This window comes from Pseudomonas putida, assembly GCF_028682455.1.
Classification (GTDB): Bacteria; Pseudomonadota; Gammaproteobacteria; order Pseudomonadales; family Pseudomonadaceae; genus Aquipseudomonas; species Aquipseudomonas putida_AA.
The window spans coordinates 628,125-651,840 of the sequence record NZ_JANHLD010000003.1 but is presented as its reverse complement, the minus strand read 5'-3'; the positions used below and the strand labels follow the sequence as shown (position 1 = coordinate 651,840).

At 61.5% G+C, this 23,716-nt stretch carries 22 protein-coding genes; 8 read left to right on the top strand and 14 right to left on the bottom strand.

Translation table 11 applies throughout. From position 1 onward, the window contains the following. Nucleotides 1-40: 40 nt before the first annotated feature. From NPS58_RS20205 to NPS58_RS20190, 4 genes are read left to right on the top strand one after another with little or no spacing between them, the layout of a single operon-like run. Nucleotides 41-1,174 carry an ABC transporter permease gene (locus NPS58_RS20205; protein ID WP_425313089.1) on the top strand — a complete coding sequence of 378 codons (1,134 nt, stop codon included), beginning with the start codon at nucleotides 41-43 and terminating at the stop codon, nucleotides 1,172-1,174. Nucleotides 1,175-1,203: 29 nt separating this feature from the next. Then, nucleotides 1,204-1,974 (top strand): ABC transporter ATP-binding protein, encoded by a 771-nt coding sequence (locus NPS58_RS20200; protein ID WP_425313102.1) that lies wholly within the window; start codon nucleotides 1,204-1,206, stop codon nucleotides 1,972-1,974. Between the two features lies 1 nt (nucleotide 1,975). Next, on the top strand, nucleotides 1,976-2,914 hold the full coding sequence (locus tag NPS58_RS20195) for an MlaD family protein (RefSeq protein WP_274117062.1): 939 nt from the start codon (nucleotides 1,976-1,978) through the stop codon (nucleotides 2,912-2,914). Then, nucleotides 2,911-3,546 (top strand): ABC-type transport auxiliary lipoprotein family protein, encoded by a 636-nt coding sequence (locus tag NPS58_RS20190; RefSeq protein ID WP_274117061.1) that lies wholly within the window; start codon nucleotides 2,911-2,913, stop codon nucleotides 3,544-3,546. The genes NPS58_RS20195 and NPS58_RS20190 overlap by 4 nt, the downstream gene beginning before the upstream one ends. On the opposite strand, the gene NPS58_RS20185 is transcribed toward NPS58_RS20190, so the two are convergent. The 6 genes from NPS58_RS20185 to NPS58_RS20160 form a co-directional block, all read right to left on the bottom strand. Continuing rightward, nucleotides 3,528-4,757 carry a nucleoside recognition domain-containing protein gene (locus NPS58_RS20185; protein ID WP_274117059.1) on the bottom strand — a complete coding sequence of 410 codons (1,230 nt, stop codon included), beginning with the start codon at nucleotides 4,755-4,757 and terminating at the stop codon, nucleotides 3,528-3,530. The genes NPS58_RS20190 and NPS58_RS20185 overlap by 19 nt on opposite strands. A gap of 169 nt (nucleotides 4,758-4,926) precedes the next feature. Beyond that, entirely contained in the window at nucleotides 4,927-6,258 is a 1,332-nt protein-coding gene (gltP, locus tag NPS58_RS20180; protein WP_028942660.1) for a glutamate/aspartate:proton symporter GltP, read from the bottom strand. A 749-nt stretch (nucleotides 6,259-7,007) separates the two neighbouring features. Next, the gene (locus NPS58_RS20175) at nucleotides 7,008-7,478 is read right to left on the bottom strand and encodes an inhibitor of vertebrate lysozyme family protein (protein ID WP_274117057.1); all 471 of its coding nucleotides are present in this window, start codon (nucleotides 7,476-7,478) and stop codon (nucleotides 7,008-7,010) included. Nucleotides 7,479-7,480: 2 nt separating this feature from the next. Next, complete coding sequence (locus NPS58_RS20170) at nucleotides 7,481-7,645, bottom strand: DUF1328 domain-containing protein (protein ID WP_009401691.1); 165 nt, start codon at nucleotides 7,643-7,645, stop codon at nucleotides 7,481-7,483. A 42-nt stretch (nucleotides 7,646-7,687) separates the two neighbouring features. Continuing rightward, nucleotides 7,688-7,960 carry a hypothetical protein gene (locus NPS58_RS20165; RefSeq protein ID WP_274117055.1) on the bottom strand — a complete coding sequence of 91 codons (273 nt, stop codon included), beginning with the start codon at nucleotides 7,958-7,960 and terminating at the stop codon, nucleotides 7,688-7,690. Nucleotides 7,961-8,133: 173 nt separating this feature from the next. Next, entirely contained in the window at nucleotides 8,134-8,970 is an 837-nt protein-coding gene (locus NPS58_RS20160; RefSeq protein ID WP_425313088.1) for a BON domain-containing protein, read from the bottom strand. A gap of 208 nt (nucleotides 8,971-9,178) precedes the next feature. Here NPS58_RS20160 and algB point away from each other — a divergent pair, with 208 nt between their 5' ends. Further along, nucleotides 9,179-10,525 (top strand): sigma-54-dependent response regulator transcription factor AlgB, encoded by a 1,347-nt coding sequence (gene algB / locus NPS58_RS20155; protein WP_274117053.1) that lies wholly within the window; start codon nucleotides 9,179-9,181, stop codon nucleotides 10,523-10,525. Further along, complete coding sequence (locus tag NPS58_RS20150; protein WP_274117051.1) at nucleotides 10,522-12,309, top strand: KinB sensor domain-containing domain; 1,788 nt, start codon at nucleotides 10,522-10,524, stop codon at nucleotides 12,307-12,309. The genes algB and NPS58_RS20150 overlap by 4 nt, the downstream gene beginning before the upstream one ends. A 12-nt stretch (nucleotides 12,310-12,321) precedes the next feature. Here the strand turns inward: NPS58_RS20150 and NPS58_RS20145 are convergent, their stop codons facing one another. The 7 genes from NPS58_RS20145 to NPS58_RS20115 form a co-directional block, all read right to left on the bottom strand. Further along, nucleotides 12,322-13,941, bottom strand: a complete 1,620-nt coding sequence (locus tag NPS58_RS20145) for an EAL domain-containing protein (RefSeq protein ID WP_274117049.1) — start codon at nucleotides 13,939-13,941, stop codon at nucleotides 12,322-12,324. A 78-nt stretch (nucleotides 13,942-14,019) separates the two neighbouring features. Beyond that, nucleotides 14,020-14,793, bottom strand: coding sequence for an N-acetylmuramoyl-L-alanine amidase (locus tag NPS58_RS20140; RefSeq protein WP_274117047.1), 774 nt, complete (start codon nucleotides 14,791-14,793; stop codon nucleotides 14,020-14,022). A 61-nt stretch (nucleotides 14,794-14,854) separates the two neighbouring features. Then, nucleotides 14,855-16,783, bottom strand: a complete 1,929-nt coding sequence (locus NPS58_RS20135) for a GGDEF domain-containing protein (RefSeq protein WP_274117045.1) — start codon at nucleotides 16,781-16,783, stop codon at nucleotides 14,855-14,857. Nucleotides 16,784-16,811: 28 nt separating this feature from the next. Next, nucleotides 16,812-17,666, bottom strand: coding sequence for an endonuclease/exonuclease/phosphatase family protein (locus tag NPS58_RS20130; protein WP_274117043.1), 855 nt, complete (start codon nucleotides 17,664-17,666; stop codon nucleotides 16,812-16,814). Nucleotides 17,667-17,678: 12 nt separating this feature from the next. Then, nucleotides 17,679-18,311, bottom strand: coding sequence for a thiol:disulfide interchange protein DsbA (gene dsbA, locus NPS58_RS20125; RefSeq protein WP_274117041.1), 633 nt, complete (start codon nucleotides 18,309-18,311; stop codon nucleotides 17,679-17,681). A gap of 172 nt (nucleotides 18,312-18,483) precedes the next feature. Further along, a complete protein-coding gene (locus tag NPS58_RS20120; RefSeq protein WP_274117040.1) occupies nucleotides 18,484-19,101 on the bottom strand; it encodes a c-type cytochrome in 618 nt (205 codons plus the stop codon). A gap of 33 nt (nucleotides 19,102-19,134) precedes the next feature. Then, nucleotides 19,135-19,437, bottom strand: a complete 303-nt coding sequence (locus NPS58_RS20115; RefSeq protein ID WP_274117038.1) for a c-type cytochrome — start codon at nucleotides 19,435-19,437, stop codon at nucleotides 19,135-19,137. A gap of 193 nt (nucleotides 19,438-19,630) precedes the next feature. Between NPS58_RS20115 and yihA the strand changes: the two genes are divergently transcribed. Then, the gene (yihA, locus tag NPS58_RS20110) at nucleotides 19,631-20,263 is read left to right on the top strand and encodes a ribosome biogenesis GTP-binding protein YihA/YsxC (protein ID WP_101293813.1); all 633 of its coding nucleotides are present in this window, start codon (nucleotides 19,631-19,633) and stop codon (nucleotides 20,261-20,263) included. A 301-nt stretch (nucleotides 20,264-20,564) separates the two neighbouring features. Here the strand turns inward: yihA and polA are convergent, their stop codons facing one another. Further along, complete coding sequence (gene polA, locus NPS58_RS20105) at nucleotides 20,565-23,327, bottom strand: DNA polymerase I (protein ID WP_274117037.1); 2,763 nt, start codon at nucleotides 23,325-23,327, stop codon at nucleotides 20,565-20,567. Nucleotides 23,328-23,401: 74 nt separating this feature from the next. Between polA and NPS58_RS20100 the strand changes: the two genes are divergently transcribed. Beyond that, a complete protein-coding gene (locus NPS58_RS20100; RefSeq protein WP_274117036.1) occupies nucleotides 23,402-23,689 on the top strand; it encodes a DUF2782 domain-containing protein in 288 nt (95 codons plus the stop codon). Nucleotides 23,690-23,716 lie beyond the last annotated feature (27 nt).

Here is a 23,716-nt window from a genome sequence, read left to right as displayed (position 1 = left end):
GTGGCGGCGCAGTACCGCGCCGCCAGACAGCATGGAGCTTATGATCAACTCGCCTGGCGCAACCCTGGACACCACTAGCACACCGACACGCCTGCAGATCGTCGGTGACTGGACCCTGGCTCACTATGCCGATCTCAAGCAGCGCAGCGATGGCTTGAAGGGGCAGTATGACCAGAGCACCGACGTCGACCTCAGTCAATTGGGCAAGCTCGATACCGCCGGCGCCGCCTTGCTGGTCGAACTGCTTGGGCCTGAACGCCTGTCGCACCTGGCCGAGTCGGCGCAATTGCCCGAAGCCAGCCGTGCCCTGCTGCAGACGGTCTACTGCTCGGTGCAGAACTTCTGCATCCCGGAAAAGCAACCCCAGCAGTCGGTGCTCATCCAGTTGCTCAGCCGTATCGGTTGTGCGGTCGACACCCTCTGGCAGGACACCCTGCAAATCCTCGGCTTTGTCGGACTGATCCTGCAGACCATCTTCCTTCGTCTATTCCAGCCCCGGCGCTGGCGTGTCACGGCAGTGGTCGCCCATATCGAGCAGACCGGCCTGGACGCAGCGCCCATTGTCGCCCTGCTGACCTTCCTGGTCGGCGCCGTGGTGGCCTTCCTGGGTGCCACGGTACTGGCCGGATTCGGCGCCAGTATCTTCACGGTCGACCTGGTCGCATTCTCCTTCCTGCGTGAGTTCGGCGTATTGCTGACCGCCATCCTCATGGCCGGTCGCACCGCCAGCGCATTCACTGCGCAGATCGGCTCTATGAAAGCCAACGAAGAGATCGATGCCATCCGCACCCTCGGCCTGGATCCGGTGGAGCTGCTGGTAGTCCCACGCGTGCTGGCGCTGCTGATCGCGCTGCCGCTGCTGACCTTCCTGGCGATGATCTGCGGGATCATTGGCGGCGCTGTGGTCTGCGCGCTATCGCTGGACATCTCGCCGGCCATGTTCCTCTCGTTGCTGCAAAGCGATATCGGTGTGCAGCATTTTCTGGTCGGCCTGGCCAAGGCGCCGTTCTTTGCCTTCCTTATTGCCGCCATCGGCTGCCTGGAGGGCTTCAAGGTCAGCGGCAGCGCCGAGTCGGTGGGCGCTCACACCACCTCCAGTGTTGTTCAGTCGATTTTCGTAGTGATCGTCCTGGATGCGGTAGCCGCACTTTTCTTCATGGAGATGAGCTGGTGAGCCAGGTAACCCCCAACAACCGCGAGGCGGTGATCGAGGCCCGGGGCATCTGCAACCGCTTCGGAACCCAAAGCGTGCATGAACAGCTGGACCTAGACCTGTACCGGGGCGAAATCCTCGCCGTGGTAGGCGGGTCGGGCAGTGGCAAGTCGGTGTTGCTGCGCAGCATCGTCGGGTTGCGGCGGCCCAACGAAGGGCAGGTCAAGGTTTTTGGCCAGGACCTCACGGGCCTGAATGACGAGCAGCGCTCCAAGGTCGAACGACGCTTTGGCGTGCTGTTCCAGAAGGGCGCGTTGTTTTCTTCATTGACCGTCACCGAGAACGTCGCCTTGCCGCTGATCGAACACGCCGGCCTGTCCCGCCCCGATGCCGAGCACCTGGCGGGGGTGAAACTGGCGCTGGCCGGCTTGCCGATTACCGCCGCCGACAAATACCCCTCGTCGCTCTCCGGCGGCATGATCAAGCGCGCCGCGCTGGCCCGGGCGCTGGCCCTTGACCCCGACATCCTGTTTCTCGACGAGCCCACCGCGGGCCTGGACCCGATCGGTGCAGCCGCCTTCGACCAGCTGATCCTGACACTGCGCGATGCCCTTGGCCTGAGCGTGTTCCTGATCACCCACGACCTGGACACCCTCTACACAATCACCGACCGGGTGGCGGTGCTGTCGCAGAAAAAGGTGCTGGTCGCCGGCCCCATTGCCCAGGTCGAAGACACCGACGACGCCTGGATTCACGAATATTTTCACGGCCCGCGTGGCCGCGCGGCGTATCAGGCCGCCACCGCGGCAAAGGAGCTCTGAGATGGAAACTCGCGCACATCACGTGCTGATCGGCCTGGTCACGGTCATTGTGATCACCGGCGCCATGCTGTTCGGCCTGTGGCTGACCAAGTCCAGCGTCGACAGCACCTTCAAGGATTACGAAGTGGTGTTCAACGAAGCTGTGTCAGGGTTGTCCCGAGGCAGCTCGGTGCAGTACAGCGGCATCAAGGTGGGCGACGTCACCAGCTTGCGCCTCGACCCCAAGGATCCGCGCCGGGTACTGGCGCAGGTACGCCTGAGCGCCGATACCCCGGTCAAGGAAGACACCCGGGCCAAGCTGACCCTGACCGGCATTACCGGTACCTCCTTCATCCAGCTCAGTGGCGGCACGCCGCAAAGCCCGGAACTCAAGGGCAAGGATGGCGGGTTGCCGGTGATCTACGCCTCACCATCGCCCATTGCCCGGCTGCTTGATGACGGCAGTGACCTGCTGACCAATATCAACATGCTGGTGCACAACGCCAACAAACTGTTCTCCGAAGACAATGCCACGAGCCTGAGCAACACCCTGGCCAACCTGGAGCAGACTACAGCGGCGTTCAGCGACCAGCGCGGCGATATCCGCACGGCAATCCAGCAACTGGCACAAGTGGGCAACCAGGCCAGTTCGATGCTCCAGCAGACCAGCGAGTTGATGCGCAACGCCAATGGCCTGCTCAGCAGCCAGGGCAAGCAGGCGTTCGGCAGCGCGGAACTGGCCATGCAGAACCTGGCCCAGAGCACAGCCACCATCAACAGCCTGCTCAACGACAATCGCCAAGCCCTGGATGGCGGCGCCCAAGGGCTGAACCAACTGGCGCCAGCCATTCGTGAGCTTCGCGAAACGCTCAACTCGCTGAAGGCGATCTCCCAGCGCCTGGAAGCCAACCCCAGCGGCTACCTGCTCGGCCGTGACACAAACAAGGAGTTCACGCCATGAGTCGTACCTGCCGCTACCTGGCCCTGGCTGCCGCGCTGAGCCTGGGCAGTGCCTGCTCCATCCTGCCACAGGCCGAACCTGCCGACGTCTATCGCCTGCCGTCGGCACAAGCCAGCCGGCCGGCACCGCAAGGTGCGGTGGCGAGCTGGTCACTGCGAGTGAACAAACCCTTGGCCAGCGACGTGCTCAACAGCCCGAAGATTGCCGTGGTGCCCGAAGGCAACCTGGTCAGTACCTACAAGGGCGCGCGCTGGAGCGACCCGGCACCCTTGCTGCTGCGCAACCGTATGCTCGATGCCTTCCAGCGTGATGGACGGGTGCCACGACTGAGTGCCGATGACAGCAACCTGCAGGCCGACTATGAGCTGGCCGGGGAGCTGCAGGCCTTTCAGAGCGAGTACAGCGCCAACGGCCTGGAGGTGCTGATTCGCTACGACGCGCGGCTGGTGGAAGGGCGCACCCAACGTATTCTTGCCAGCCGTCGGTTCGAAGTGCATCAAGCGGTCAGCGACAAACAGGTACCGGCGGTGGTCAACGGCTTCGGCGGCGCCACAGACCAGCTGATGATGCAGTTGGTAGCCTGGACGATGGCTCAGGCCAACCAGCTGCAGGTTCAGGCAAAGAACCAGTAGCAGACGCAGATGGCCGCAACCACCCCGGCAAACTCGGCCAGCAAGGCGCAGCCCACCGCATGGCGGGCGCGCTGGATGCCCACCGCACCGAAGTACACCGCCAGCACGTAGAACGTGGTTTCCGTGCTGCCCTGGATGGTCGCTGCCACCAGGGCAGGGAAGCTGTCGACACCGTGGGTCTGCATGGTCTCGATCAGCATGGCCCGTGCCGCGCTGCCCGAGAACGGCTTGACCAGGGCGGTGGGCAAGCCCTCGACGAAGCGCGTATCCATGCCCAGCCACTCCACTACATGGCGGATTCCGTCCAGGCTCAGTTCCAGGGCCCCTGAGGCGCGCAGCACGCCGACCGCGCAGAGCATGGCGACCAGATAGGGCAGCAGGCTCTTGGCGACGTCAAAGCCCTCCTTGGCGCCTTCCACGAAGGTTTCGTACACCTTCACCCGCTTGAACGCGCCAATCACCAGGAACAGCATGATCAGGCCGAACAGGGTCAGGTTGCCCAGGATCGACGACAACCCGGCCAGCGCCGTGGCCGACAAGGTGCCAAGAAACGCCATGAAGCCGCCCAGCAGCAACGCCCCGGGTATCAGGTAGGCGAGCACCACCGGGTCCCACAGCCGCAGGCGCTGCATGACGGCGACCGACAGCAGGCCCACCAGGGTGGAGGCACTGGTGGCCAACAGGATGGGCAGGAACACCAGGGTCGGGTCCATGGCCCCTTGCTGGGCGCGGTACATGAAGATGGTCACCGGCAACAGCGTCAAGGACGAGGCGTTGAGCACCAGGAACAGGATTTGCGCATTACTGGCGGTCGTGGAGCTGGGGTTGAGCTCCTGCAGTGCACGCATGGCCTTCAGGCCAATTGGCGTAGCGGCGTTATCCAGGCCCAGGCCATTGGCGGCGAAGTTGAGGGTGATCAGGCCCAGGGCCGGGTGACCGGGTGGCACTTCGGGCATCAACCGGGCGAACAGGGGGCCGAGGGCCTTGGCCAGCCAGTCGACGATGCCGGCCTGCTCGGCGATTTTCAGAAAGCCCAGCCAGAGCGTCAGGGTACCGAACAACAGCACCATAACCTCGACCGACAGCTTGGCCATGGCAAAAATGCTCTCGACCATTGCGGCAAAAATTCCGGCGTTGCCGCCGACCAGCCATTGCGCCAGCGCGGAGATGGCCGCGACCACGAAAAAACCAAGCCAAAGGCCGTTGAGCATTCGATGTCCCCCCAAAGTTGCGACAAATGATGCCACAGGTAGGCGCGGGCTTGCCCCGCGATACGGTGTAGCAGTTGGACGGCTATCGCGGGGCAAGCCCGCGCCTACAAATGCCAGACACAAAAAAGCCCCGACCATGTCGGGGCTTTCTGTTCAGCCAGACTGCACCTTAGTGGTTGGCAGTCTTGCCGGCTGGGGCAGCTTCCTTGCTGCGCCAGTGTGGCAGGGAGTTCCAGTAGCGCTGGCCCTTGGCATCGTCGTACATGCCTTCCCAGCGAGCGATGACCAGAACAGCCAGGGCGTTGCCGATCACGTTGAGGGCTGTACGTGCCATGTCCATCACACGGTCGACACCGGCGATGAAGGCCAGGCCTTCCAGCGGGATACCAACGCTGCCCAGGGTGGCCAGCAGGACCACGAAGGACACGCCTGGAACACCAGCAATACCCTTGGAGGTGACCATCAGGGTCAACACCAGCAGCAGCTGCTGGCTCAGCGACAGGTCAATGCCATACAGCTGGGCGATGAAGATGGCCGCGATGCTCTGGTACAGGGTCGAGCCGTCCAGGTTGAACGAGTAGCCGGTCGGTACCACGAAGCTGCAGATGGCTTTCGGCGCACCGTAGGCTTCCATCTTCTCGATCACGCGCGGCAGCACAGTTTCGGAACTGGCGGTGGAGTAGGCCAGCACCAGCTCGTCCTTGAAGATGCGCATCAGCTTGATCACCGAGAAGCCAAACAGGCGAGCGATCAGGCCCAGCACCATGAAGGCGAAGAAGGCGATGGCGAAGTACACCAGCAGCACCAGCTTGGCCAGCGGCAGCAGCGAGGCGAAGCCGAAGTTGGCGACCGTCACCGCAATCAACGCGAACACACCGATTGGCGCGTAGTTCATGATCATGTGAGTGACCTTGAACATGGCTTCGGAGACGCCCTGGAAGGTTTTCACCAGCGGGTCGCGGATGTCGGCCTGCAGGCTCGACAAACCAAGGCCAAACAGCACCGAGAAAAAGATGATCGGCAGCATTTCACCGCGCATCAGCGCTGCGAAGATGTTCGACGGGATCAGGTTGAGGATGGTCTCGATGAACGCGTGCTCATGCTGAACCTCAGCCGCCGTGGCCTGGTACTTGGAGATATCCACGGTACCCAGGGTGCTCATGTCGATGCCGGCACCCGGGTGGAACAGGTTGGCCAGAACCAGGCCGACCACGATCGCGATGGTGGTGACCACCTCGAAGTAAATGATGGTCTTCAGACCGATACTGCCCAGTTTTTTCGCATCGCCTACTCCGGCGATTCCCACGATCAGCGACGAAATCACGATCGGGATGACGATCATCTTGATCAGGCGAATGAAGATGTCACCGGCAGGTTGCAGGACGTTGCTGATCCACCATGCCTTTTCTGCACTGAAATGATTCAGTAAAGCGCCGATGGCAATCCCCAGTACCAGACCGATGAGGATCTGCCAGGCGAGGCTTAGCTTTGCCTTCTTCATGTCGTTACCTTTTCTTGAAGTGGACACGGGCACCACGCTGATAACCGCGATCCAGAGCTGTTTCCAGCGTCATGGATCATTGATGGCGATCGGCAGGCGACTCCGTAGAAGGTCACCGCGAGCGAGCGTTTGAACGCTCAGGCCAGCGAAAAAAGGCGCAACTATTCCCACGCAGGGAGTCTCCGTCTAATGCCGTAAACGACTACCCTATGCCGAATCGGCATGATATTTCTGCACGAAAACGAGCGTCCCAGAGGGTTGCGAAGGGGGCGTTCGGAATTCCGACGATGGCCAAAGCGCCATATTACGGCCGATTTGGACGTATCCACCTGAATGCAAAAGGCCATTGTTCGACAATCCGAATGCGTGAAACGGCTCTCAGTCGAAGGCAGAAACGGGGCGAAAAAATATAGATATACGGTCGAGCGAAAATATGCGTCGACGTACTTTGTAGGAAAGTGGAAGTAAGCAAGGAAGAAATACCGACAGATAGTCAAAGCGCTACGGAAGCTCGGTCAGGCATCTCCCTTGAAACGGGTCGCCCGACCTGAAACTTCCGTTGCTGCTTCACCTGACCCGGCCCTCATCGGAGGCACTCCCTGTACCCCTAGGCCCCTCCGATCCTGCAACAATCAGAGCGGCCCGGCCCCTTGGTCATGCGCCAGCCTTCCTCAGGCGGGCGCATCATAGAAGCTGGAAACGGCAAAAGGTTCAGCTTCTATATATGTACATGAATGGCCCGGCGGCATTCAGTACCAGTTCGGATCACGTTTGAGCTGCTCCATCAGCAGCTTCTGCATGCCTGGGTCCGGCTTCCCCAGCCAGCGATAATCGGCATGGCGGGTGGGCGACTTGTCTTGCGGCAAGCCCTCCGGAACCTCGACCAGCATCCCGTAGGCGTCATCCTTGTCCCAGCTGAAAGCCACGATCAGCCGCTTGTTCAGGCATTTCTGCTCGGTCTCGCAGAGCGGGCCGACCAGGTATTTGTCGCCGTCTTCCTCCACGGCCGACATCTGTTGCTCGGAAACCCCGCTGAGGTTGAGCACCCACTCGGGCAGGCGCTCCTCTTTTTCGACAGCCTCTTGCCAGGTTTCCCGATATTCGGGGTCCGAGGCCAACAGTTGGTTGACCCGGACCTGGCCATCATTGGCCGCCATCGCCGCTGTGCTGCCGCCCACAAGCAGGGCGGCAGCCAGGGCTCTGTATAGCGTCCCTTTCATATTCAACCTCTACCGCGACGACCGAAGAAGAAAGAAGCCACGAACAGCACCAGGAAGACAATGAAGAGGATCTTCGCGATACCGGTAGCGGCGCCGGCGATACCACCGAAGCCCAGCACGGCAGCGACAATGGCGATAATCAGGAAGGTGATAGCCCAGCTCAACATGGTGATTCTCCTTACCGTTTTAGAAAGAACTGCTCTGCGTACTCAGAACACCCAACGCTCACGCGGCGTCCTGCTATCGATCGTGGCAGCGGTAACTGCTGCAGGCTTTGCATGTATCAATGCGCTGGCGGCGGGCGTTGGCGCCTTGACCACCAGGTCGGCGCGGGGGGTGATAGCCCGGGCGTCCTGGGCAACCTGCCAGCTGTGGTAGAGCTGACCGGCAATCAGGGTCAGCAGCAGTGCCAAGCTGAAAAACAGCCCCTGGCGCAGCTGAAGCGGCGATACCTGCACAAGGGTGGCGGGATGGCGGTTCATGCCGTGCTCCTCCTGCTGCAATTGTTGTTGACTTGCAGTAGTCATTGCAGAGCGCATGCCAGTCTTTCTTGATAAATAAAATCTTTATTTTTCAATTACTTACTAAACAAAGCCAAGCATCTGTAGGACGTATCCTGCACGATAGCCCCTATCGCTTCGTGCGTTTTGCATGATCAGCCCTGCACCTTGGTCGCCACTTTGAGCATGTCGGCATCCACGCCTCTGACTCCGCGGATCTGCCGGGCGACTTCGACCGCGATGGTCTTCTGCTCATCGCTGACCACTTCTCCCGACAGCCTGACAACGCCATCCTGGGTGGCGACCTTGATGTTCGGGCCATCGAGGTTGCGGCTGTACATGAAACTGGTCTGGACCTTGTTGTTGATCCAGGCGTCGCTCAGTTGCGGATCACTCCTGACCTCCTGCTGCTCTTCTCGCAGCTTGGCCATGTCGGCGGCGCTGAGGCTGATCAGGTTGTTCACCAGGAACACACCTTCGGTCGAACCCGCCAGCACACCCGCCAGTTCCTTGGCCTCGGCACTGTTGACCTGGCCACGCAGCGTGACCACACCTTCACGGCTTTGTACCTCTATGGGCGACGCCTGGGTACGGGTGCTCCACAGCAGGCGGGCACGGATGATCGACGCCAGGGTCGCGTCCTCCAGGCGCTGAGCATAGGCTCGGCGCTCCAGCGGCTGCTCGACCAGGTCGGCATTGACTTGCAGATCGTTCTGCACCTTGTCGATACCCCGGGTCGCCAGCGCCACTTGCTCGGCCAGTTGCCGTTCGACGTCGTTCTCGACCTGGCCTTGCAGCCGCGCCGTCCCCCCTTGCACGTCGACCTCGATCTTGAACGGATTGAGCAGCCGGTTAAGCGCCAGAGCGGTTTGCAACGCACCTTCCAGCCGAGCTTCCTGCCGTGCAGCGGGTTGAGGGTCGGCGGCAGAGGCAACAGCCGGCAACAATAAAAGCATGGCAGTGGCGACTACCAAGGGATGCGGAACAGGCATGGGATAACCTCCGATAGGCCAGAGAGTCATTGGACCGCATCCAACGCGCCAAGGTCCGACAGCGGATACAACCGCCCTTTATTCAGCCGGTTAGATATGTACGAGGCGAAGGGCTACCATGCAGAGGCAGGAAAGAATCAGAGCGAATCATGCAACTTGCCCGATTTTTCTGACACTAACCAAGATCAATCTCAAAGGAGCGCAGGAAATGGAATCATCCCAGGAACATCAAGGCCGCATTCTGCTGGTCGATGATGAGACTGCCATCCTGCGTACCTTCCGCTACTGCCTTGAAGATGAAGGCTACAGCGTGGCCACCGCCAATAGCGCCGTCCAGGCCGAAACCTTGCTGCAGCGCCAGGTCTTCGACCTATGCTTCCTCGACCTGCGCCTGGGCGAAGACAACGGCCTGGACGTGCTGGCGCAGATGCGCATTCAGGCGCCCTGGATGCGCGTGGTGATCGTCACCGCCCACTCGGCGGTCGACACCGCCGTCGATGCCATCCAGGCCGGTGCCGCCGACTACCTGGTGAAGCCTTGCAGCCCCGACCAATTGCGCCTGGCCACTGCCAAGCAGCTTGAAGTGCGCCAGTTGTCTGCGCGCCTGGAAGCACTGGAAGACGAGGTACGCAAACCCAAGGACGGCCTGGACTCGCACAGCCCGGCCATGATGGTGGTCCTGGAAACGGCCCGCCAGGTAGCCAGCACCGATGCCAACATCCTGATTCTGGGTGAATCCGGCACCGGCAAGGGCGAGCTGGCCAGGGCCATCCATGGCTGGAGCAAACGCGCCCGCAAGGCATGCGTCACCATCAACTGCCCCTCGTTGACCGCCGAGCTCATGGAGAGCGAGCTGTTCGGCCACAGCCGCGGCGCCTTTACCGGGGCCAGCGAAAGCACCTTGGGGCGGGTCAATCAGGCTGATGGCGGGACCCTGTTCCTGGACGAAATCGGTGATTTCCCGCTACCGCTCCAGCCCAAGCTGCTGCGCTTTATCCAGGACAAGGAATACGAACGGGTCGGCGACCCGGTGACCCGTCGCGCCGATGTGCGCATCCTGGCGGCGACCAACCTCAACCTGGAAGACATGGTTCGCGACGGGCGTTTTCGTGAAGACTTGCTGTACCGCCTCAACGTCATCACCCTGCACCTGCCACCGCTGCGCGAGCGCAGTGAAGACATCCTGGCCCTGGCCGATCGCTTCCTGGCCCGCTTCGTCAAAGAATACTCACGCCCGGCCCGTGGTTTCAGCGACGAAGCCCGCGCAGCACTGCTCAACTACCGCTGGCCGGGCAACATTCGCGAGCTGCGCAACGTGATCGAGCGGGCCAGCATCATCTGTGCCCAGGAGCGGGTCGAGGTCAGTCACCTGGGCATGGCCGAGCAACCGGCCAGCAATGCCCCGCGCATCGGTGCAGCGCTGAGCCTCGATGAGCTGGAGCGGGCGCACATCGGCGCGGTGCTGGCGACCAGTGACACCCTCGACCAGGCCGCCAAGACCCTCGGCATCGATGCCTCGACCCTGTACCGCAAGCGCAAGCAGTACAACCTATGAAATGGACGATGAAGCTGCGCACGCGGCTTTTTCTCAGCATCTCGGCACTGATTACCGTAGCCCTGTTCGGCCTGTTGCTGGGCCTGGTCAGCGTGTTGCAGATGTCCAGCGCCCAACAGGCACTGATCCGCGAGAACGCCTTTACCCTCGACCTTGGCTTGAAACTGCGGCAGAACCTCGGCGAACAGCTGACGTTGATGCTTGATGACACGGTCAATACCAATGCGCTGGAGCAGCTGCAAACGCAGTTCCAGCAGTTGCTCGACGAGGGCACCAGCCATGAGTCGGAAAAAGCGGCCAATGAAGGTTTTGCTCAAGCCAACCAGCATTACCAGCACTATCTCCAGGCCTTTCACGACAGCCGCGAACCGGCGCGCAGCCTCGGCGTCGACCATCCCCTGGGCCAGGCCTTCAACACCCTGCGCGCCGATCTGGTCAACGCCCACAAGCACGCCCTGGAGCACATCAATCAAAGCCAGCAGCAGGCCCATGATCGTGCCTTGCTGATTTCCAGCCTGCTCGGCCTGGTGGGCCTGGCCGTGTTGATCCTGGGGTTCGTGACCGCCCACGGCATTGCTCGGCGCTTTGGCCAACCCATCGAAGCGCTGGCGAAGGCTGCAGACCAGATAGGCCAGGGCGACTTCGACGTGACCCTGCCTGTGGTCCAGGCCCTGGAAATGAACCAACTGACCCGGCGCTTCGGCTTGATGGCCGAAGCCCTGCGCAAACACCAGGCCACCAATGTCGATGAGCTGCTCGCCGGCCAGCAGCGCCTGCAAGCCGTACTCGACAGCATTGATGACGGCCTGCTGATCATCGACCGCCAGGGCCACCTGGAGCACATCAATCCCGTCGCCCAACGCCAGCTCGGTTGGGATGACAGTCGGCTGGGCAGCGGCCTGGGTGAGGCGCTGCAGCGTCCGGAGCTGGACGAGCAACTACACCTGGTGCTGCGTGGCGGCAGCCTGGACCGCCCACCGGAAGACCTGAGCCTGGAAATAGACGAAGAGCCCCGCTTGCTGGCCTACAGCCTGACGCCGATGTGTCATCCCGGCGGGCAGATCCTCGGCGCGGTCATGGTGCTCCACGACGTCACCGAACAGCGCACCTTCGAACGGGTACGCAGCGAATTCGTGCTGCGCGCCTCCCACGAACTGCGTACACCGGTCACGGGGATGCACATGGCCTTCGGACTGTTGCGCGAACGCCTGAAATTCCCGGCGCAATCGCGAGAGACCGACCTGCTCGACACCATCGCTGAAGAAATGCAGCGCCTGACCCAGTTGATCAACGACCTGCTCAACTTCTCGCGCTACCAGAGCGGCCAACAGAAGCTTGAATTGACCCCCTGCGCCGTCGACGACTTGCTGGCCCGCGCCTGCGAGCGCTTTGCGGGACCGGCCGCCGACAAGCAGATCGAGATCAAGATCGAGCTGGAAACACCGCTGCCACGCATCCAGGCCGACCCCTTGCAGCTGGACCGGGTGATGGACAACCTGTTGGACAATGCCGTGCGGCATACACCAGCGGCTGGACACATTCGCCTGCACGCGAGACGTCATGCCGAGCGGGTCATTATCAGCATCGAAGACAACGGCGAGGGCATTGCGTACGGGCAACAGGGGAGGATCTTCGAACCCTTCGTCCAGGTCGGTCGCAAGAAAGGGGGGGCAGGCCTTGGCCTGGCACTGTGCAAGGAAATCGTCCAGCTGCATGGCGGACGCATGGGAGTGTACTCACGCCCCGGACAAGGCACGCAGTTCTACATGGCCTTGCCGGTGTGAAGCTACCCGGTCTCAGGCTTCATCATCGATTCGCCGCGGTGCCATGCGTCGGCCCCGCGTGATCAGCTCCACGAACTGACGCGCACTGAGGGGATGGGCGAACAGCCACCCCTGGCCATAGTTGACCCCCTCGCTGTTGAGCAGCAAGGCCTGGTCTTCATACTCGATGCCTTCGGCAATCACCCTTAGCTGCAGGGCATGGGCCATGCGAATGATGTGCGGCGCCACGCCACTGCTGGCGGCGTCGTGCCCCAGGGCATCGATGAACGCCTTGTCGATTTTCAGGCAATCCACCGGCAGTGTCTGCAGGTACGCCAGGCTGCAATAGCCGGTGCCGAAATCGTCGATCAGCACCTGGTGGCCCACCGCGCGCAGGGCTTGCAGGTTGTCGCGGGCGACCACCACGTCGATGAGCCCGCGCTCGGTCACCTCGAACGCGATCTGGCTTGCAGAAACATGGTGCAAGGCCAGTAATCGTGCCGCGACCCGGCCGATCCGGGGCACCATCACATCGCAGGCCGCCAGGTTGACCGAGATATACAGCTGTCGGTTGGCGCGCAGCAGATGGCCGAGCTGCTCCAGAACACGTTGCAAGACAAAATCGGTGATCTGCCGGATCTGGCCAGTGTTCTCCGCCAAGGGAATGAACAGGTCGGGACTGGTCAGCGTGCCGTCCGGCCGGCGCCAGCGCACCAAGGCTTCAGCCCCCACACAGCGGCGGCTGTTGAGTTCGAAAATGGGTTGGTACAGCACCTGCAGCTCGCCCCGGCGCAAGGCCATCTGCAGTTCGGAACTCATGGAGCGACGCTGACGCACCATTTGCAGTACCAGCCAGCCGATGCACCAGGCCAGCAACAGGCTGCCGGGAAACAGCAGCCAAAGCACCCCGTTCATCTTCAGCGGCAAGCTGGCCCGCGGCGCGATCAGCACCAGCTGATAGTCCGGCGATTTGGTCGGCATGCGGTAGATCAGCCGGTCGGGTAACTCCAGCAAGGCTTCCTTGGACGTGGGCGGCCATTGCTCGGTCGGTGGCCAGGTTTGCGGCGGCCCCAGCACCGGGACGGCCCGGGTACCGTTGTCCAGAACCACCAGCAGGCTGCCCTGTGGCGGCAGGTCGACGACATCGGTGATGTGCCCGCGGGACGTTGCCACCAGGAACCTGCCACGCCCGAGCATCAACGCGGCAAGGTTGTCGTCAGGTTCGGTGGTGGTATTGAGCCAGTAGCTATAGGTAGGGCCCTGGATATCCGCCGGACGCAGCGGATTGATGATGCGCTCTCCTATCCGGTTGGAACAGGCGGCCGTGCCATCCACATAGGCAGCTTCATAGACGAAGCGATAGCGAAACGCGACCTCCTGCAACGCTCGTAGCATCGACGCATCGCAACCACGAATAGCTTGAGCCTGCAGCTCGTCGACACCTTCGCGCAACTGCCCGAAAATCTGCTCGAGGCGCTCGAGAAACCGCTCACCCTTGGCGTTCATCTGATCGCTTTCGCTCTGCTGCATCTGATGCATGGCTACGCCGATGCTGGCGATAAGCAAGAGGATCGCGCTGGCCGAAGCCGCAAATGAGGCCAGCAACCAGGGGCGGTAGAACACGTGGCGCAGCACAGACAAGGCAGCTGACATGAATAAACATCCAGTTGAATACCAAGAGGTATAGCAACTGCCGGTCAAATCAGCCTGGCCGTTGGGCGGCGCCCGTCCTCAACGGTTGTTGAGCACCTGCAACATGGCCGCAGTCTGGGCGTCTGGCACCCCGTCGAAACGCTGCGGACGAAAGCGCATCTGGAATGCCGCCAGCACATGCTTGGTGCTGACGTCGTATACACCAGTCTGCTCGATGGCATACCCGAAGCGGGCCAGTTGCTGCTGGTACCAGGTGATACTGGGCGGATTGACGTTGAAACGCGCTTGTTGCTGGGCCACTGCCCGGGCATCCGGCCACACGCCGAGACCGGCGTCGGCCAGGCGCTTCCAGGGGAACAACGGGCCGGGGTCTAGCTTGCGCAGCGGCGCAATATCGCTGTGGCCAATGATGTAGCGCGGCTGGATGTTATTGCGTTGGACGATGTCCTTGAGCAAAGCGATGAGGGCCTGGACCTGCTCCTCGGTGTACGGATGCCAGACGCGCCCGGTCGGTGTGTCGGTGAAGCCCGGATTGACGATTTCGATGCCGATCGAGCTGGAGTTGAGCCAGGTACGCCCATCCCATTGGCTATCGCCGGCATGCCAGGAACGGCGGCTTTCATCCACCAGCTGATAAATGGTCGCCGGCGAATCACCCACCAGGTAGTGACTGCTGACTTCACCATGGGTCAGCAATTGCAGGGAACGCTCCAGGTTGGCGTTGGTGTAGTGCAGCACGACGAACTGGATGCGGCTGTCCTGGTTGGCCGAAGGGTGGTTACGGTCGATCCGCAGGCCACTGCTGCAACCTGCCAGGGTCAGCAGCAGGAGTGCGGTAATAAAGGCTTTCATGGGGAAGGGCACATGTGATGATCTGCAATGCAATAGCATAACGTATCCGCGCTGATGCCACTTATCCCTGTTCGACCCGGTTTCTACCCAGATGTTTCGCCCGGTACAGGGCTTCGTCGGCCCGCTTGAGCACGATGTCGCTACGCTCGCCGGGGCGAAACATACTGATACCGATCGACAAGGTAATGGTGACGCGCTCACCCTTGAAGTGAAACGGACAGGCCTCGATAGCGGCGCGCAGGCTTTCGGCGAGCTGACAACCGGCAGCCAGGGCCGTCTGTGGCATCAGCATGACGAACTCTTCGCCACCGAAGCGGGCAATGAAATCCTTCGGCCGGAGGCGCTTGCGCAACACATTGGCAACGATCTTGAGCACCTTGTCGCCGGCCAGGTGACCGTAGCTGTCGTTGATTCGCTTGAAGTGATCGAGGTCCAGGATAGCCATCAGTAGATGCCCACCCTGCTCCTGCCACTGCATCACGTCCTGATCGACCCGCTCCGACCAGGCAGCCCGATTGGGCAGGCCGGTCAAGGGATCGATCAAGGCCTTTTGGCGTTGCTCCTCCAGATGCTCGCGATAGCCCAGGGCCTCCTGTTCCATGCTGGCCACACGCTCGGCCAAACCCTGCAGGCGGCTGGCCATTTCCTGCTCGCGTTGATCGCGTTGGTGTCTGTGCGCGTCCATCGTTCCCAGCAAGCCTTCAAGACGGTTTTCCAGGATGTGTTTGAGGCTGTCCAGATCGGCAGCACCTTGCACGCTGCTCTGCAGGCCATCGACCTGCTCGCGCAATTGGTTGTCCAGGTCACGTGCTGCGCAAGAGTTGTCGGCATGACCTTCACTGGCTTCGTGCAAATGGCTCTGGAACGACTCGAGGCGTTCGTTGAGTTGCTGCAGGTATCGCTCGAACTCATGCTGGCCGCTATCGTTGATCGCCAGCATCAGCACCGCCAGGTCATCGAGCACCGGCAACAGTTCGTACCAGTTCAGGCCGTGCTCCAGGCGTTCGCGCAGGGATTGCGCCTGGGCCTTGTAGCGCTCCGGCAAGGTCAGGTCGTCGAGCAGACCGAGCAGTGTTTCCTCGATGTGGGCGGCGACCGAGCTGTAGGTGGGCTCGGTACCGTCAGGCAGTTCGAAATGGGCCTCGGTGTCCTCGGGTTCGAGGCTTTCGGGATGAGGCTCTGGTTGCGTCGGCAGACCGTGCCCGGGCACTGCCGGCACAGCATCGATCGCTTCTACCAAATATGGCGCGGGAAGTGGTGCAGGCTCAAGGTCCGGGACCAGCTGCGGTTCATTCAGCGATTCCAGGGCAGCCTCATGAACCTGCTGCAGTGGTTGCAGCTCATCGACTTCAGCAGCCGAGGTACTGATGTCGGGCTTTCCAGGGGGGGGCGGCGCCGATAGCGGCTGTTCGAAGGCATCGGGTGCCGAACCGGCCATCGCCAGTTTCAGCTCTTCAGCCTCGGCCTCGCGGGAGCCAAACAAACGCTGCAGCAAGCCCGGACGCGGCGCTTCTTCTGGTCGATCCAGGGCTGAGAGCGCTTGATCCTGCAAACTGCTCAGCTCACCCAACAGCAAAGGCATCTCGCGCGATTGGCTGGCGCGGGCCTCGACTTGCTTGGCGAACTTCTTCAGCGCACGGCTGACCTCGTTGGGCAAGGGCATGCGCTGCAATTGAGTGACCAGGGCTGTCAGCGCCGTGCCGACCTGGGCAATTCGGGTTTCACGACGCTGCTCGGAATCGAGCACGGCTTTTTCCAGCCGTGGGATCAGGCCGGCGAGGGCGGCATCCATATTGTCGGTGCGGATGACCTCGCGCATTTCCTTCATGCACTGGTCCACTGCACGGTCGCTGCCTTCAGCGGCCAAGGTGCTGCGCACCAGGCCACGGCGCAACAAGTCGAGGCGGGCTTCCCAACGGCGCTCGAGCTTTTCCTGCTGTTCGATACTCTTGAGGTACTTTTCTTTCCAGCGCTGGGCTTCGTCGGTCATGCCTGGGTCCGCAGAGGGGTGATGGCAATTAGCTCAAAGCGGGCAGCGTATCCACAGCGAGGGCATCAGGCAAACGAATCTCAACCGCGACCGGAAGATGATCGGAAATAGGCTGGGCCAGCACCTCGACCCGCTCCAGGGTCAGGCTCGGACTAAGCAGAATATGATCAAGGCAGCGCTGCGGACGCCAGCTTGGAAAGGTGGCTTGCACCTGGGGAGCGACCAGGCCCAGGTCGCGCAGTGGCGATTTTTCGAGCAGATCATTGGCATGGGTGTTCATGTCGCCCATCAGCACCTGGTGGCGATAGCCGCCGATCAACTCGCGGATGTAGGCCAGTTGCAGCGCTCGGGTCTTGGAACCCAGGGCCAGGTGCATCATGACCACCACCAGCGCGTCTTCACCTTCGCCAAAACGCACCAGGATCGCACCGCGACCGGCAGGGCCGGGCAGGGGGTGATCTTCGAGCAATTGTGGCTTGAGTCGGCTGAGGACGCCGTTGCTGTGTTGGGCAAAACGCCCGAGGTTGCGATTGAGCTGCTGGTACCAGTAGGGGAAGGCACCGAGCTGGGCCAGGTGTTCCACCTGGTTGACGTAGCCGGAGCGCAGGCTGCCGCCATCGGCTTCCTGCAGCGCCACCAGATCGAAGTCGCTCAACAGATCACCGATCTTCTGCAAGTTGCCGGCACGCCCGTTGTGCGGCAGCAGATGCTGCCAGCTCTTGGTCAGGTAGTGCCGGTACCGCTCGGTGCTGATGCCTACCTGGATATTGAAACTGAGCAGCCGCAGCCGGCCATCCTCTGGCAGGCCGTTGGCCTGCAGGTGATGTTCGTTGACCTGCGGATCGTGCAGGCCGACGCCTCGCTCAGTTCTCCACCGGCGCATGGTAGGCGCCGCTTACTTGGCGGCGCGCTCCTTGGCGATCAGTTGGTCCGCGACGTTCAGGACACCTTGTGGGCCCTGGGCGGTGCCGAGGTCAAAGCGGTACTTGCCATTGACGACCATGCTCGGTACGCCAGTGATTTCGTACTTCTTGGCCAGCTCCTTGGCTTTTTGCACCTGGCCTTTGATGGCGAAGGAGTTGAAGGTGGCGAGGAACTTGTCCTTGTCGACGCCTTGGGTGGCCAGGAAGTCGGCCATGTCTTCAGGCTTGGTCAATTGCTTGCGCTGGTTCTGGATGGCATCGAACACGGCGGCGTGCACGTCATGCTCCACACCCATCGCCTCGAGCGTCAGGAACATCTGGCCGTGGGCATCCCATGGGCCACCGAACATGGCTGGAATGCGCTTGAAGTTGACGTCGGCTGGCAGCTTCTCAGCCCATGGATTAACAACCGGCTCGAAGCTGTAGCAGTGCGGGCAGCCATACCAGAACAGCTCGACCACTTCGATCTTGCCAGGCACCGACACCGGTACCGGGTTGCTCAGCTCCATGTACTGTTTACCGGCCTCGATAGGCTCTGCGGCCTGCGCGGTCATACCGAATACGCTGGCGGCGACCAACGTGGCGCTGAGAATCAGATTACGCATGCTTCACTCCTGAGCAGTCTATTGGTCGCCTCGACGCGACCTGTGGTAAGACAGGCCGAGGCGGGCCCGAGTTCGTTAGTGTAACGGCAGCGGGCATAAAAAAGGGCGGCCGAAGCCGCCCTTTTCATCTTTGCGCCGCAGTATTAACCCGGCGTTAACATTGCGCTACGGATCAGTGCAGACCCTGGATGTAGCTGGACAGCGCTTCGATGTCCTTGTTGCTCAACTTGGAGGCAATGGTACGCATCGTGGTGGCATCGCCATCGTTGGTGCGGTTGCCTTCGCGGAAATCGGTCAGCTGCTTGGCTACATAGCTGGCGTGCTGGCCACCCAGGTGCGGGAAGCCGGCCAGGGCGATGCCTGCGCCATTAGGCGAGTGGCAGCCGGTGCAGGCTGGCAGGCCCTTCTCGACATCACCGCCGTTGAACAGTGCGCGGCCACGCTCGACCAGCTTCGGATCCGCCGCACCCACGCTGCCTTTCTGGCTGGAGAAATAAGCGGCGATGTCGGCCAGGTCCTGGTCGCTGAAGGCGGCCAGCATGCCGGTCATTTCCAGCACGGTGCGCTTGCCCGACTTGATGTCGTGCAATTGTTTTTCCAGGTACTTCTCACCCTGGCCTGCAAGTTTAGGGAAGTTCGGCGCCAGGCTATTGCCGTCCGGATTGTGGCACGCGCCACATACAGCAGTTTTGGCCTGACCAGCAGCGGCATCCCCTTTGACAGGCTCTGCGGCATTGGCGACGCCGGTGATGCCCAAGGTCAACAGCAGACTCACGAGTAGTTTGTTCATCAGCTAATCCAACTACGGCTAAGGGTGAAAGAGTTATGTATCGGGACTCCGGCTCATCCACTGGATGATCGCCTGGTAGTCCTCGGCACTGCAGTCCATGCACAATCCACGCGGCGGCATAGCCTTGAAACCCTGGGTGACATGCACCACCAGTACCTCCATACCCTGCGCCAGCCTTGGCTCCCAGGCTCCACGGTCACCCACCTTCGGTGCCTGTGGCAGCTGCCCGGCGTGACAAGCCGCACAACTGCGGTTGTACAACGCCTCGGGATCCTGTGTAGCCTGAGCGCTGAAAAACGGTATCAAGACACCGACAACAAGCAGCCATTTCGTCATGCGAACGACCTTTCAGGGTTGGGGGCTGCACTGCGTTCTAATGCGCAAGCTTGAATCAGAAGCCCCCGTGCACATCCTCCTACGCTGGGATAATGTGCACACAAAATCTGGGGCATTATATACTGCCGTTACTGAAACGGAAACGACACCGCTTGCCGAGCCCACCTCTGGCAACACCCACACCGGATATCCCATGCAAGTCAAAAACCCCATCCTCGGTCTCTGCCAACAGGCCAAATTCGCCCTCAGCGCTGCCAAGGTCGACCAATGCCCGGATGACCAGGGCTATGAAGTGGCCTTCGCCGGTCGCTCCAACGCCGGCAAGTCCAGCGCCCTGAATACCCTGACCCACGCCAGCCTGGCGCGCACCTCGAAAACCCCGGGGCGCACCCAGCTGTTGAACTTCTTCAGTCTGGACGATGAACGGCGTTTGGTCGACTTGCCGGGTTACGGTTATGCAAAAGTACCGATCCCGCTCAAGCAGCACTGGCAGAAGCACCTGGAGGCCTACCTGGGCAGCCGCGAGTGCCTCAAGGGCCTGATCCTGATGATGGACGTGCGCCACCCCATGACCGACTTCGACAAGATGATGCTCGATTGGTCCCAGGCTGCCGGCATGCCGATGCACATCCTGCTGACCAAGGCCGACAAACTGACCTTTGGCGCCGCCAAGAACACGTTGCTCAAGGTGCAGTCGGAAATCCGCAAGGGGTGGGGCGATGCGGTGACCATCCAGCTGTTCTCGGCGCCCAAGCGCCAGGGCCTGGAAGAGGCCTACGGTGTGCTGGCCAAGTGGATGGAACTGGCCGACAAGCCCGCAGAATAAGGGCTGCCCGGTAAACGCCGGGCAAAAAAAACCCCGGACTTCGTATGGGGAGGGGGAAGTTCGGGGTTCAAGTTCCGGACCGCTAGGGCGGGGTCCAGATATCTGCCAACACTTAACACAACATAGGAGCATCGAAGGGCTTCACCAGCCATTCAGTTACTCTGAGTCGCAGTTCACCGGTTTAGTTCCGGAGGTTTAAAAACTATTTGCAATAAGAGGGCAATTTCTCTCGCCATCGCGCCATAAAACCTCGAAAGCCGCGACGATATGCCGCAGCTTTTCTCCGATTTTCAACGCATTTTTAGTGCGCTTCGTCCCAGTTTGCCCCCACTCCGACCTCTACCAGCAGCGGAACATCCAGTTGAGCGGCATTGCTCATGTGTGGACGAATCTGTTCGCGCACCTGTTCGACCAGGTCTTCGCGCACTTCCAGCACCAGTTCGTCGTGTACCTGCAGGATCACCCGGGCATCGAGGCCCGACTCGGTAAGCCAGTTATCCACCGCCACCATCGCACGCTTGATGATGTCGGCTGCCGTGCCCTGCATCGGCGCGTTGATTGCCGTGCGCTCGGCGCCTTTGCGCAGGGCCGGGTTCTTCGCGTTGATCTCCGGCAGGTATAGCCGGCGGCCGAACAACGTCTCGACGAAACCTTGCTCGGCAGCCTGGGCACGCGTGCGCTCCATATAGGCCAGTACGCCGGGGTAACGGGCAAAGTAGCGGTCGATGTAGGCCTGGGACTGCTTGCGATCCACGCCAATCTGCTTGGCCAGGCCAAACGCGCTCATGCCATAGATCAGGCCGAAGTTGATCGCCTTGGCGCTGCGCCGCTGATCGGTGGTGACATCGTCCAGCTCCACGCCAAACACTTCGGCCGCCGTGGCCCGGTGCACGTCCAGGTCGTTACGGAAGGCATGCAACAAGCCTTCATCCTTGGCCAGGTGGGCCATGATGCGCAGTTCGATCTGCGAGTAGTCCGCTGCCAGCAGCTTGTAGCCTGGAGCCGCGACGAACGCCTGGCGGATGCGTCGGCCTTCGGCGGTGCGGATTGGAATGTTCTGCAGGTTCGGGTCACTGGACGACAACCGGCCCGTGGCCGCCACTGCCTGCTGGTAAGAGGTATGGATGCGCCCGGTGCGCGGGTTGATCTGCTCTGGCAAGCGGTCGGTGTAGGTACTTTTCAGTTTGCTCAGGGAGCGGTATTGCATCAGCACCTTGGGCAGCGGGAAGTCCATCTCGGCCAGTTCCGCCAGCACCGCCTCGGCAGTCGAGGCCTGGCCCTTGGCGGTCTTGTCCAGCACCGGCATGCCGAGCTTGTCGTAGAGGATCACCCCGAGCTGCTTGGGCGAGCCAAGGTTGAATTCTTCACCGGCGATCTCGAACGCCTCGCGCTCCAGCGCTACCAGTTTATCGCCCAGCTCCACGCTCTGGATACCGAGCAGGTTGGCATCGACCAATGCCCCCTGGCGCTCGATCTTGGCCAGCACCGGCACCAGCGGCATCTCGATGTCGGTCAATACCGGCTGCACGCTCGGGACCTTGGCCAGCTTCTGTTGCAACACCTGGTGCAGGCGCAGGGTGACGTCGGCGTCTTCTGCCGCATACGGGCCGGCCTGCTCCAGGGCGATCTGGTCGAAGGTCAGCTGCTTGGCGCCCTTGCCGGCAATGTCCTGGAAGCCGATGGTGGTGTGGTTCAGGTACTTGAGCGCCAGGCTGTCCATGTCGTGACGGGTGGCGGTGGAGTCGAGCACGTAGGACTCGAGCATGGTGTCGTAGGCCACGCCCTGCATGAGGATACCGTTGGCGATATCGCCACCGATGGCGCAGTTGGCCAGGATGTTCATGTCGTACTTGGCGTTTTGCCCAACCTTGAGCTTGTTCGGGTCTTCCAGCAGCGGCTTGAGCGCGAGCAGCACGCTGTCACGGTCCAGTTGCTCGGGCGCGCCCATGTAGGAATGGGTCAGCGGCACATAGGCGGCTTCATGGGCTTGCACGGCAAACGACAAGCCCACCAGTTGCGCCTGCTGTGCATCCAGCCCGGTGGTCTCGGTATCAAAGGCGAAGAGCGGCGCCTGGCGCAGTTTTTCCAGCCAGGCATCGAAGCGCGCCTGATCGAGGATGGTTTCATACCGGGCTTCAACCACCACCTCGGGCTCGTCGGCGACGATCGCCTGGCCGGCACGCTTGGCTTCACGCTGGACTTCATCGATCCAGCTCTTGAACTCCATTTCCGTGTACAGCTCGAGCAGTGCCTCACGGTCCGGCTCGCCGCACACCAGCGCATCGACTTCCACCTCCAGTGGCACGTCGATCTTGATGGTCGCCAGCTCATAGGAGAGGAATGCCGCGTCGCGGTGTTCCTCGAGCTTGGCCGGTAGCGTCTTGGCACCTCGAATGGCCAGCGCCGGTACCTTGTCGAGGTTCTCGTACAAGTCACGCAGGCCACCACCGATGCCGGTCAGCAGGCCCACGGCGGTTTTCTCGCCTACCCCCGGTACGCCCGGAATGTTGTCGACCTTGTCGCCCATCAGGGCGAGAAAATCGATGATGTGCTCAGGACCGACGCCGAATTTCTCGTGCACGCCAGGCACATCCAGCACGCTACCGGTCATGGTATTGACCAGCGTAATGTGTCCGTCGACCAGTTGCGCCATATCCTTGTCGCCAGTGGAGATGATCACCGGCCGGCCTGCGGCGGCGCTGCTGCGGGCCAGGGTACCGATCACATCGTCGGCCTCGACGCCTTCGACGCACAACAACGGGTAGCCCAGGGCCCGAACGCTGGCATGCAGCGGTTCGATCTGCACCCGCAGGTCATCGGGCATGCTCGGCCGGTTGGCCTTGTACTCGGCGAACATTTCATCGCGGAACGTACCGCCCTTGGCATCGAACACCACGGCGAACAGGCTGTCCGGGTACTGTTTGCGCAGGCTCTTGAGCATGTTCAGTACGCCTTTGACCGCACCGGTCGGCATGCCCTTTGAAGTGGTCAGTGGCGGCAGCGCGTGGAAGGCACGGTAGAGGTATGAGGAACCGTCCACCAGGACGAGGGGAGCTTGGCTCATGAGCAGAATCAACCTTTTCGACGGGCCCGGCGCTAGAATGTCCGGAACATTGACGACAAAGGGACAAGGTTATCATGCGTACACTAAATCGCCTGTTGCTGCTCGGTCTGTTGGCGGTCACGCCGGTCGTCACCCTGGCCGCGGATGACGCGCCATCGGCCGATCCAGATGTAACCATTCGCACGGAAGGCGATAAAACCATTCAGGAATACCGCCAGAATGGTTTTCTGTATGCCATCAAGGTCACACCGAAAGTCGGCAAGCCTTACTTCCTGGTACGTGCCGATGGCTCGGAGGGCAATTTCATTCGCTCCGACCAGCCGGACATGCTGATCCCCTCGTGGAAGATCTTCGAGTGGTAGGACGTACCCTTCATATCAACCTGGCAC